The 11,928-nt window shown below is 53.9% G+C and carries 10 protein-coding genes and 1 pseudogene; 10 read left to right on the top strand and 1 reads right to left on the bottom strand.

The annotated features are described in order from the left end of the window. Positions 1-170: 170 nt before the first annotated feature. Positions 171-1,448, bottom strand: a complete 1,278-nt coding sequence (locus ACTQ52_RS06560; RefSeq protein WP_441982127.1) for a ribonuclease H-like domain-containing protein — start codon at positions 1,446-1,448, stop codon at positions 171-173. Between the two features lie 382 nt (positions 1,449-1,830). Here ACTQ52_RS06560 and ruvA point away from each other — a divergent pair, with 382 nt between their 5' ends. From ruvA to ACTQ52_RS06510, 10 genes and pseudogenes are all read left to right on the top strand, one after another. Further along, entirely contained in the window at positions 1,831-2,463 is a 633-nt protein-coding gene (gene ruvA, locus ACTQ52_RS06555; RefSeq protein ID WP_441982126.1) for a Holliday junction branch migration protein RuvA, read from the top strand. Between the two features lie 10 nt (positions 2,464-2,473). Continuing rightward, a complete protein-coding gene (gene ruvB, locus ACTQ52_RS06550) occupies positions 2,474-3,484 on the top strand; it encodes a Holliday junction branch migration DNA helicase RuvB (protein ID WP_410043219.1) in 1,011 nt (336 codons plus the stop codon). 274 nt (positions 3,485-3,758) lie between these two features. Next, positions 3,759-4,697 (top strand): LysR family transcriptional regulator, encoded by a 939-nt coding sequence (locus tag ACTQ52_RS06545; RefSeq protein ID WP_441982125.1) that lies wholly within the window; start codon positions 3,759-3,761, stop codon positions 4,695-4,697. Between the two features lie 214 nt (positions 4,698-4,911). Further along, entirely contained in the window at positions 4,912-6,309 is a 1,398-nt protein-coding gene (locus ACTQ52_RS06540; protein ID WP_441982124.1) for a YfcC family protein, read from the top strand. A 12-nt stretch (positions 6,310-6,321) separates the two neighbouring features. Continuing rightward, on the top strand, positions 6,322-7,497 hold the full coding sequence (locus ACTQ52_RS06535) for a M20 family metallopeptidase (protein WP_441982123.1): 1,176 nt from the start codon (positions 6,322-6,324) through the stop codon (positions 7,495-7,497). 256 nt (positions 7,498-7,753) lie between these two features. Next, positions 7,754-8,641: a YitT family protein gene (locus ACTQ52_RS06530; RefSeq protein WP_441982122.1), complete on the top strand. Its 888-nt coding sequence runs from the start codon at positions 7,754-7,756 to the stop codon at positions 8,639-8,641. A gap of 229 nt (positions 8,642-8,870) precedes the next feature. Continuing rightward, complete coding sequence (locus ACTQ52_RS06525; RefSeq protein ID WP_441227407.1) at positions 8,871-9,290, top strand: cell division protein ZapA; 420 nt, start codon at positions 8,871-8,873, stop codon at positions 9,288-9,290. Between the two features lie 4 nt (positions 9,291-9,294). Further along, positions 9,295-10,629, top strand: a complete 1,335-nt coding sequence (locus ACTQ52_RS06520) for a peptidase U32 family protein (RefSeq protein WP_441982121.1) — start codon at positions 9,295-9,297, stop codon at positions 10,627-10,629. 72 nt (positions 10,630-10,701) lie between these two features. Then, positions 10,702-11,349, top strand: a complete 648-nt coding sequence (locus tag ACTQ52_RS06515; RefSeq protein WP_441982163.1) for an IS607 family transposase — start codon at positions 10,702-10,704, stop codon at positions 11,347-11,349. Further along, positions 11,288-11,827, top strand: a pseudogene (locus ACTQ52_RS06510) (helix-turn-helix domain-containing protein); the annotation flags it as partial. The gene ACTQ52_RS06515 and the pseudogene ACTQ52_RS06510, both read left to right, overlap by 62 nt. Positions 11,828-11,928: the final 101 nt, after the last annotated feature.

Here is an 11,928-nt window from a genome sequence, read left to right as displayed (position 1 = left end):
AAGATCTGATCACCAGAACGTTGAAAAAATCTGATCATAAAATTTGAAAAAACGAGGGGCAGTGTCCGGTGTGGACGCTGCCCCCTTTTCGCGCGAATCTTAAGAAAATCGTAATGGGGTCTGACCCCATTAAATTTTTCTAAACAGAATCTAAACTGGAGTTTATAGGGTCAGACCCCATAAACTTCCAGGAAGGATTTCAGGTACGTGACGGCCTTCGCCTCGTCGTCGAAGAGCGTATCCGAATACTGTGCATACCGGAGCTTATCGCGGTACTCGGCACGGAGCGCCGGCGTATAGATCTCACTGCACTCCGGGAGGAAGCAGCCGCTCACGCGCTGGTAGCAGTTCCGCGCACAGGCCTTCTTCCGCGCACTGCGGTCCACGAACTCGGCGAGCGACTGGTGGATCACCTGGTCCTCCGCCGGAAGATAGTAGTAGTGCTCGAAATCCGCGAAGAAGAGCTTTCGCTCCCCCTCGAAAAGCTGCACATAGAGCTCGACCGCGCTGCCCTCGGCGTGCAGCGCCCAGAAATCCCCCCTGAGATCCATCGGCTTCGGCAGTGTAAGCGCTGGCCAATGCTGGCGGCGGTCATCCGTCGCTTCGCGGGTAGCGTTTTCGTCGGCATCTGGCCAATGCAGGTGGCGATCATCCGTCGCTTCGCGGGTGTCGCTTCCGCCGGCATCTGTGTCATGCTGGCGGCGATCATCTGTCGCTTCGCGGGTGCCGTTTTCTACCGAAGCGTGCGCTGATGGAGGCATTGGCGAAAGGAGCGTGAAGGAGAGGTGGACGAGCGGCGTGCTACCGTCCTGCAGGCGCTCATGCGCGCGGAGGCGGAAATCGCTGTGGGGCAGGCTGCGATAGCGAAGCAGCGGCAGCAGGTTCGGGAGGTTCGCGATGTCCTCGGCGTTGTGGAGAAGGAGCGTGTCGAGCAGCGCCGGTGCCTTCCTTTTCTGCCACTCGAAGTAAACCTCGATGAGCTCGCCGCCGGTGAAGCGATCCTCGCGGTCAATGCCGAGAAAACGCTCACAGCTTTTCAGCTTGAGATCCGGAAGGTCGAGCAGGTGCTTGAGCGGCCGGAATTTCTTGAACAGGTCGAAGCTCTCGACGGTGTCGAAGTTGTACGGCAGCCCATACTGCTCGAGCATGTGGCGGAGAAACGGGATGTCGAAGCCGTCGCCATTATAGGAAATCAGGATCTTTTTCGTGCGGAGCAGCTCGAAAAACGCCTGCAGCACCGCCGGCTCGTCCGCGACATCCTCGCAGAAGTACTGGAGAAGCGTCCAGTTTTTATCAGTGTATGTCAGTATGCCGATGAGATAGAGACCGGCGCTGCGGGCGGAGAGACCGGTGGTCTCGATGTCAAAAAAGAGGACGTCCTCCGGGGCGCCGATCGTGTATATATCAGATGGAACAGGCTGTGTCAGAACTTTCTCGATGCAGATCATGTGGACCTTTCCCTTCATACTTGGTAAACTAAAGAACGATTCAGGTGCTGGAAATGCCGGCAGGCAGAGCCGCGGTACAGCGGTGGAATGCCTGCGGTTAGCGAGAACTAACATACGCCACTACTGTAGCATCTCAGCAGACCTGCTACAAGTGTAGCGACTTGAATTTTCAAAATCAATGGTTTTAATTGACGAACACATGTTTTTGATATAACATAGAAGCAGCAAATCCGGGAAAAGGGAAATTCTGCGCAGCGGGAGGCCAAGGGGTCAGACCCACGCGTGAATTCAGTGCCCTCCTTATGCCTTTCAGAAGGGGGTCTGACCCCGGATCAGTAAGGGGTGGCCAGGGGCTGACCCCCGATGTTGAGGAGAATACAACATGATTCACTTTATACATGGAACGCTTAGCGATGTGGCCGAGGGGCTGGTGGTCGTCGAGGCGGCCGGTGTCGGCTATGGCATCCACGTGCCGGCGTCAGTGATCGGCGCGCTGCCGCCGATCGGCGAGGACATCAAAATCTATACATACTTTTCGCTGACGCAGAACGGCGTGGATCTCTATGGCTTCCTGAGCCCGGAGGACCGTGCGATGTTCACGATGCTGCTGACGGTCAGCGGCATCGGCCCGAAGGGTGCGCTCGGCATCCTCAGTGCGCTGACACCGGATGATCTCCGAATGGCGATCGTGACCGGCGACAGTAAGGCGATTTCACGTGCACCGGGCGTCGGGAACAAGACCGCACAGCGCGTGGTGCTCGAGCTCAAGGATAAGCTTGATGCGACCGAGGTCTTCAGCTCGGCGCTGGATCACGGTCATGGTGCTGGGGCAGTGGTGGATGCCGGTGCAGCCGCCGGTGTGTATGGTGCGCAGAAGGAAGCCGTGGAAGCCCTCGTGGCCCTCGGCTACTCGAACGTCGAGGCGAGCCGTGCCGTGAAGAAGGTCGAGCTCAGCGAAGGCATGACCGTGGATCAGATCCTGAAGGCGAGCCTGAAGAACCTGAATTTTTTATGAGGTATGAATTTTGGAACGTAGAGTAATCAATACAGATGAGACGGTAGAGGATCGGCAGCTGGAGCCGAAGATTCGTCCGCAGACGCTCGATGACTATATCGGCCAGAGTAAGCTGAAGGAGATGCTGAAGATCTATATTCAGGCGGCGAAGAACCGCGGAGAGTCCCTGGATCACTGCCTGTTTTACGGCCCACCGGGACTCGGCAAGACGACCATCAGTAACATCATCGCGAATGAGCTCGGGGTGAATATCAAGGTGACCTCTGGTCCGGCCATCGAGAAGCCGGGCGAGATCGCTGCGATTCTGAACGGACTTTCTGAGGGCGATGTGCTTTTCGTTGACGAGATTCACCGCCTGAACCGTCAGGTCGAGGAGGTGCTGTACCCGGCGATGGAGGACTTCGCCATCGATATCATGCTGGGAAAGGACTCCACCGCGCGTTCGATTCGTCTCGATCTCCCGCACTTCACACTGATCGGCGCGACGACCCGTGCGGGCCTGCTGTCCGCACCGCTCCGGGACCGTTTCGGTATCATCACGAAGCTCGAGTTCTACACCACAGAGGAACTGATGCAGATCGTACGACGTTCCGCGAAGGTGCTGAATGTAGACATTGACGACGCCGGCGCTGAGCGCATCGCACTGCGTTCCCGCGGTACGCCGAGACTCGCGAACCGCCTGCTGAAGCGCGTGCGTGATTTCGCAGATGTCCGCTTCGACGGCCGCATCACCCAGGAGGTCGCCGATATGGCCCTCGACATCCTCGACGTCGATAAGCTCGGCCTCGACCAGAACGACCGGAACTACCTCATGACCATCATCGATAAGTTCTCCGGCGGACCGGTCGGCGTCGAAACCCTGGCCGCCGCTCTCGGCGAGGACAGCGGCACCATCGAGGACGTCTACGAGCCGTACCTCCTCATGAACGGACTCATCAACCGCACCCCGCGTGGCCGCGTCGCCACCGCAAACGCCTACCGGCACTTCGGACTGCCGTACCAGACGACGATGGAGCTGTAAGTGGACGTTTTCCGGGCGCTAGATTAGATGATGCTGTATCAAAACAACGAAAAATGAAATTCTCAAGTTACACTCTATAATCTGAATGATGGAGCTGTGGCAACCGCAAGCAATGTTACGATTGAGGACGAAAATGTTGCGATTGAGGTTGCGATGAATCAACTGAACGCAAGCCAAGGTACGAATGCTGCTGCGGCGACGGCGAGCTGAGCAGTGAACGGCAGCTTCAGTAAGTGAAGGATTTAGGGCTTGAAATTATAGGAAGGAGGACGGCATGAACTTAAAGGAGCAACAGTATGTGTGCACGCTGGCGCGGTGCCGAAACCTTTCCAGGGCGGCGGAGGCGCTGTTTATCTCACCGTCTGCGCTGAGTGTGTATATCAGTAATCTTGAGAAGAACCTCGGCGTACCGCTGTTTAAGCGTGTGGGGAAGGAAAAATCCTTCGTTCTGACGTCGATCGGAGAGGAGTATGTGCAGCGGGCGGAGAAGATGCTGGAGATGAAGGCGGAGTTCGACGATCTTCTGAAGCGGGAGCAGAAGAAGGAGCAGCCGGTGATTCGTATCGGTATACAGCAGCGAAGAGCGATTTCGATGGTGCCGGAGGTGCTGGCCCGTTTTAAGGGACGCTATCCGGATGTGGAGCTGGTTTTCCACGATCTTGTCGTCGCGGATCTGAAGCAGATGTTTAAAGAAAATGCGATCGATTTCATGGTTTCAAACTTCCTGGAGGAGCTTCCGGATACGGTGTATCACGAAATTGCGAAGGAACCGGTGCTGCTGGCGCTTCCAGATACGCATCCGGCGATTCAGTATGCTTATTCCGTGGAGGGGGATGGCTTATTGCATCTCAACCTTTCGCATCTGGACTGGGAGACATTTATCGTGCCGCTGCCGGATCAGAGTATGCGGAGAACAGCGGATCGCCTCTTCCGGGAGAATAATATCCATCCGAAACGTCTGATCGAGATCGGTCATTTTGAAATCATCATGTCGATGGTGAATCAGGGGATGGGTGTCGGTTTTAACCGTCTCGGGTATCTGTCGGATATGCAGAGATTCGAGCATGTGCGCTATTTCCTGATCAATCGGGAAGCGGAGACCTCCAGCTTCAGGCTCGCTTATCGAAAAGGGCATGTGCTGAGCGATTGCGAGCAGCATCTGATCAGCATCATCGAGGAAACGATTTGCCGGAAGCTTACTTATAAAGAGTAACGGAGCGAACAGAGAATCCGTTCTGCATCAAGCTTTCTTTAATGGAGCGTTCGGAAAAATCAAGTGGCCTGCGATTTTCACAAAAATGCTGGAATCCGTGCTGCATTAAGTTTCCTTTAATGAAGCATTTGAAAAAATCAAATGGCACGCGATTTCCGCTCTTGCTATAATGTTATACAAAGAAACAATATCATAAAGAAGGGGAATATTAACTATGGCAACGAAGAAAAAATTTCATGTGCCGCACAGCTTCATGATCGTGTTTTCGATCATCGTGTGTGCTGTGCTTCTGACCTGGATCATCCCGGCGGGTGAGTATGTACGTGTGGAGAATGCAGACGGCATCAAGGTCATCGATCCGACGCAGTTCAGCTATGTCGATCGTACACCGGTGAATCCGTTCCTGATCCCGATGTATATCGTGAATGCGTTTGTAAAGCGTGTCGATATCATGCTGGTTATCCTGTTTTCGGGTGCGGCTTTCCACATGCTGACGCAGTCTGGTTCACTGCAGGCGGTGATCGCGAAGCTCGCGAAGAAGTTTTCCAACAACCTGTATGTTTTTATCCCGATTCTGACGCTGATGTTCGGTCTCATCTGCACGACCCAGGGTGTCAACATGTTCATCGCGTTCGCACCGGTGATGGTTATGCTTGCACTGGCGATCGGTCTGGACTCGATCACAGGTGCAGCCATCATCCTGCTCGGTGGCGCCATCGGATTTTCGACGGGAACGCTGAACCCGAATACGACGGTTGTAGCACAGAAGATCGCGGAGCTGCCGCTGTACTCCGGCATCAGCTACCGCTGGGTATGCTTCGCTGTGTACTATGTGATCACGAACATCTTTCTCGTGCGCTATGCACTGAAGATTCAGAAGGACCCGACGAAGAGCCCGATGTATGAGCTTGACCAGAAGAGTGAGTTCCGCACAGCCGGCGGTCTGGATGATTTCGGGACCATCGATCTGCGAAAGATCTTAAATATCGTCGCACTCGTGGTTTCACTTGCGGTCGTGATCTATGGCAGCATCAAGCTGGACTGGGATATGCCAGAGATGGCGGCGATGTTCATCTGGCTCGCCATCGTGGTCGGCATCATTTCCGGCTTCGATACGGATACGATCTGTAAGAACTTCCTCGAGGGCTGCAAGAAGATGATGTCTGCGATGATCATTATCGGCCTCGCACAGTCCATCAGTGCCATCATGAAGGATGGTAAGATCATCGATACCGTCGTACATGCCCTCGCGGGCGGACTCGGCAGTGTGCCGACGCTTCTGCAGGCACCGGCGATGCTGATTGCGAACACCATCATCAACGTGTTCCTGACCTCCGGCTCCGGACAGGCCGCAGCGGTGATGCCGATCATGGTGCCGCTTTCCGACCTTATCGGTGTGACGAGACAGACCGCGGTGCTCGCCTTTAACTTCGGTGACGGCTTCTGTAACTACATCCTGCCGACCTCGACTGCACTCATGGGCATCATCAGTGCCTGCAACATCCCGTATGATCGCTGGATGCGCTTCATGTGGAAGATGTTTGCCATCTGGCTGGTGGTCGGTACAGTGCTGCTGGTGATCGCGCAGATCATCCACTTCGGACCGATGTAAGGAGAAAGTACTATGAGCGATAAGAAGACTTTATTTGCTGCGATCGATGCACAGCGGGATGCGCTCTGCTCGATGGCGGACCAGATTTTCGATCATCCGGAATATGATGGAGAAGAGGTGTTTGCCAGCGGACTGCTGACCGATTATCTTCGTGCACATGGCTTCGAGGTCGAGATGGGCGTCGGCGGATTCAAGACGGCGTTCCGTGCGACCTTCAAGCATGGCGAGGGCGGTCCGAAGCTCGGCATCCTCTGCGAGTACGATGCACTTCGGAACCTCGGACATGGCTGCGGCCATCATATGCAGGGGCCGGGCTGCCTCGGTGCCGCGGTGGCACTGAAGAACATGGACGGTGCGGAGCCGTTCGAGCTCATCATCTATGGTACACCGGCCGAGGAAACGTTCGGCAGTAAGGTGCAGATGCTGGAGCGTGGCTGCTTCCGTGAACTGGATGTCGCCTTCATGATGCATGGCGGTCCGAATACCTGCACGGATGTGAAGTGCCTCGCGCAGAAGAGCTTCAACGTGACCTTCCACGGAAAGCGCGCGCATGCCGCACTGGCACCGGAGAAGGGCAGAAGTGCCTTCGATGCCATGCTGGTCGCATTCCAGGGCGTCGAGTTCCTGCGGGAGCATGTGCCGGATGATGTGCGCATGCACTACTGCATGACCGAGCTTCCAGGCCCGTCCAATGTCGTGCCGGCGACGGCAAAGGGTGAGTTTTCACTGCGTTCCTTCTCAAAGAAAGAGCTCGAGGATATCAGTGTCCGCTTCCAGGATATCATCAAGGGCGCAGCGCTGATTGCCGGCGTCGACTATGAGATCAAGGACGGCACCTTCTTCTTCAACAAGATTCCGGTGCTTCGTCTGAATCAGCTTCTGATGGACAATGCTGAGCTCGCGGGTGCTCCGCAGCTCGCGCCGCCACGTGAGAAGACCGGTTCGACCGATTTCGGCAATGTCATGTACGAGATTCCGGGTTCCTGCATCCGTGTCGCGTTCGTACCAGAGGGGACCGCGTCCCACTCCCAGGAGTTCGTGGATGCCGGAAAGAGCGACGCAGCGCATAACTGTGTAATCTACGGTGCAAAGAGCATCGCCGGTGCATGCTATGACCTGCTGCATACCGAGGGTCTCCTCGATGCGGTCAAGGCAGAATATGCGGAGAATAAAAAGAAATATCAGTGATTTTCGAGCGAAAATCGTGTATGATAGAAGCCGTGTGAGGCATACAGCAGAGTGGTTTGCGAATACTTCAGACAAAAGATCTCCGCAGGCAGCGATTCGGAAAGTGCATCGTGTGCGGAAATCAGACAATCGAAAAGAAATGCAGCTGCATTGATTATAGTTCAGACTATTTTCGTGCAGCCGCATACCGATGAGAGGGCTGACATGAATGTCAGCCCTTTTCATATGCAGAAAAGTGGAAGAGGAGGAAAAACAAATGGAAACGATAGTGATGAAAAATCGAAAGAAGTGGAGAGAAACCGGGCTTGATATCCTGGGGGATTTCGCGGGTGCGCTGCTGCAGGCGATCGGTGTCTGGTGCTTCATCGAACCGAGCCGGATCGCGCCGGGCGGGGTGTCGGGCATCGCACTGATGATCAACCATCTGTTCGGCTTACCGATCGGTGCACTCAGCCTCGCCATCAACATCCCACTGCTGCTGGCGTCCTGGCTGCTGCTGAATCGCGGGATGACACTGAAGACCATCCGCACGGTCATCTTCATGAGCGTGATCCAGGATCTCGTGTCGGCGCTCTGTCCGTGGCAGTACGCAGGAGACCGCCTCGTATCCTGCGCCTTCGGCGGTATCTTCGTGGGCGTCGGCCTGGCACTGATCTTCATGCGAAACTCGACGAGCGGCGGTGGCGATATCCTGGCGAAGCTCCTTCAGAAGCGTTTCCCCTATATGCAGACCGGCTATGCCATCATGCTGGTGGACTTCGTGATCGTCACGATCTCCGTGCTGGTGTTCGGTGAGATCGAAGCGGCGCTGTACGGCATCATCTCCATCGTCTGTACTACCCAGTCGATGGATGCGCTTCTCTATGGACTGAACCGCGGCAGCCTTATCACGATCCACTCTGTGAAAAACGAAGAAATCGCGCATGAAATCATGGAAACCATGGACCGCGGTACTACCTTCTATAAAAGCATCGGCGGCTTCAGCGGCAAGGAATGCCTCACCCTCACCTGCGCCGTCGACCGTAAGCAGTTTCCGATCGTGAAGGAAATCATCGACCGCCACGACCCGCACGCTTTTGTCATCGTCTCCCCGACGAAGGAAACCTACGGCGAAGGCTTCATTGGCGACCCGCGGAAGCTCTGAGCGAAGTTTACAGTTCAGGCAGCGGGGGGACCCGGCTTGATTTCACACGGTCTCTACGTATGGCCTCCGTTGCCGCCCCTCCGGGTCCCCCACCGCTGCCATCGCTTGCGGTTGCATCGCGCTTGCGGGCTATGTTATAATAAGTGGTCGAAAACATGGCGAACACCGTGAGGCACAGGCGCGTTCACCCGTGCTTCATGGACGTAAGAGATAGAGGAGTAACAGTTTCATGGCAGGAAAGAATTCTGTAGAGGTCGTAATCAATGGCAAGATCTACCAGCTGGCGGGGAGTGAGTCCGAGAGCTATATGCATGAGGTGGCGAGCTACCTGAACCAGAAAATTCTCGATTTTCAGAAGGAGACCGTGGGCTACAACAAGCTCGACGACAGCATCAAGGCCCTTCTCCTCGAGGTGAACATCTGTGACGATCTCTTCAAGGAGCGTAAGAGAAGCCGTGACATCCAGCAGGCGCGGGATGATGCGGAGCGCGAGAGCTATACGGCGAAGCATGACCTCGTGAATATGCAGATGAAGCTTGAGACGACGCTTCGTGAGCTCGAGAACACGCAGAAGAAGCTGGCGGAGCTCGAGGCGAAGCAGGCAGCGCAGGATGCGCGTGATCGTGCGCTCGCATCCACGAAGAAATAAGAGTATGAAAATCAAACGAGATAAACGTGTAGAGCTGCTGGCCCCGGCCGGTTCGTTCCAGTCCGTGGTCGCGGCGGTCAATGCCGGCGCCGACGCGGTATACATGGGCGGCCGTCGCTTCGGTGCCCGCGCCTACGCAGATTCAGCACAGGCCGAGGGGGAAGATATGGTGATGGAGGCGATCCGTTACTGTCATCTCTTCTCGGTAAAACTATATATGACGGTAAATATACTCTTTAAGGACGACGAACTTAAGGAGCTTTTTTCGTACATAAAACCCTACTACGAGGAGGGCGTCGACGGCCTCATCATGCAGGATCTCGGCGCCGTACGTCGGATCAGGGCAATGTTTCCGGACCTCGAGGTACATGCCAGCACGCAGCAGACCATCACCAGCGTGGCCGGTGCCCGCATGGCGCAGCGATTCGGCATGACCCGGGCGGTGCTCTCCCGGGAGCTCAGTCTCCAGGAGATCCGGAAGATTCATGACGAAAGCGGCATGGAGCTCGAGGTTTTCTGCCACGGCGCGATGTGCTACAGCTACTCCGGTGCCTGCTTCATGTCCTCGCTCCTCGGCGGCCGTTCCGGCAACCGCGGACGCTGCGCCGGCACCTGCCGTCTCTGCTATGAGACTGCAGGGCAGAAGGGCTACTACCTCAGCATGAAGGATATGCAGACGATCGAGCTGCTGCCGGAGCTGATCGAAGCCGGTGCCTACAGCTTTAAGATCGAGGGCCGTATGAAGTCCCCGCTGTACACCGCGGGGGTCGTCAGCGTCTACCGCAAGTACCTCGACCTCGCGCTCGACTGCATTGACCGAAAACAGGGGGCAGCGAAGCACGGCAGTATGTCGGGCTACCGCGTGGCCGAGGAGGACCTCCGGACGCTGCGCGAGATCTTCGACCGCGGCGGCACCAGCAGCTATCTGAAGAAGCATAACGGCGCGGACATGATCGCGCTGTCGGAGAAGAAGTTCCGTGCGGTGGATCAGACGGTGACGGACCGCATCCAGGCCGCGTACATCGACCGCAACCGGACGATCACGGTGGACGCCGTGATGGACATGACGGTGGGCGCGCCGGCGGTGCTGACCCTCAGCGACGCAGCCGGTCGCATGGTGACCGCGGTGTCGGAGGACCTCGTGCTCCCAGCCGAGCAGCGGCCGGTGCAGGCGACGGAGGTCGAGGCGCGGCTCCGGAAAACCGGTGGCACCGCATTTACATTAGGAAACGTACAGGTATCGGTGCATGGCGATGCGTTCTATCCGGTCGGAAAGCTGAATGAGCTTCGCCGAACCGCACTCGCGATGTATGAAGAGGAGAGGATGTTAGGAGATTAAATTAACTGACAAACGTGATTAAATGTGTTTAAATATACCCATAGAAGGGAATTGTTTATGCATACATCTAATATCACGAATTATAAGCCCAAAGATTTTGCTGAGTTGTTAGGCGTGTCTGTAAAAACATTGCAACGTTGGGATAGGAAAGGAACTCTAAAAGCAAATAGAACTCCAACTGATAGGCGTTATTACACTTACGACCAGTATCTTCAATTTAAAGGCATAAATATCAAAAATGACCAACGACAAGTAGTTATTTATGCGAGAGTGTCTACAAGAAACCAAAAAGATGATTTACAAAACCAGGTCGCATTTTTAAGGCAGTTTTGTAATGCCAAAGGAATTATTGTAGACGAATGTATTGAAGATTATGGGAGTGGTCTTAATTACAATCGTAAAAAATGGAATGAGTTATTAGATGAAGTAATGGAGCAAAAAATCAAAACCATAATTGTAACCAATAAAGATAGATTTATTAGGTTTGGCTACGACTGGTTTGAAAAATTCTGTATGAAATTCAACACAACCATTGTGGTGGTAAATAATGAAGAACTATCGCCGCAAGAAGAATTTGTACAGGATATTGTTTCGATTCTTCAGGCGTTTTCCTGTAGGTTATATGGACTTCGTAAGTATAAGAAGCAAATAGAAGGAGATGAGGAAATTGCTAAAGAGCTTCAAGACGGAAATCAACCCAACAGAGGAACAGAAAGTTAAGATACGTAAAACAATAGGGACTTGTAGATATATTTACAACTTCTATCTCGCTCATAATAAAGAACTTCATGACAATGGAGAAAAGTTTATGAGTGGTAAAAGTTTTAGTGTCTGGCTGAACAATGAATATCTTCCCACAAATCCAGATAAGTTATGGATTAAGGAAGTAAGTTCAAAATCTGTAAAGCGTTCAATCGAAAATGGTTGTGTCGCATTTACTAGGTTTTTCAAACATCAAAGTGCTTTTCCTACTTTTAAAAAGAAAGGAAAGTCTGATGTGAAGATGTATTTTGTAAAGAATAATCCAAAGGATTGTCGTTGCGAAAGACATAGAATTAATATTCCATCACTTGGTTGGGTCCGTATCAAAGAAAAAGGATACCTTCCTACGACCAAAGATGGGTATGTGATTAAAAGTGGTCATGTTTCTATAAGAACTGATAGATACTATGTTTCAGTTCTTATAAGTGTTGCTGATTTCATGAGCTGTCACGGAGCTGCTCTCATGAGCTGTCGCTGAACTGCTCAACTTTGCGTCATGAATGTCGTATGGGTTATCGCCGCCGGAGGTCGTCTTCG

Origin of the sequence: Oribacterium sp. Sow4_G1_1 (assembly GCF_052116105.1) — a bacterium.
GTDB lineage: Bacteria > Bacillota > Clostridia > Lachnospirales > Lachnospiraceae > Oribacterium.
The sequence above is the reverse complement of the archived record's forward strand: the minus strand, read 5'-3'. Positions and strand labels throughout refer to the sequence as shown.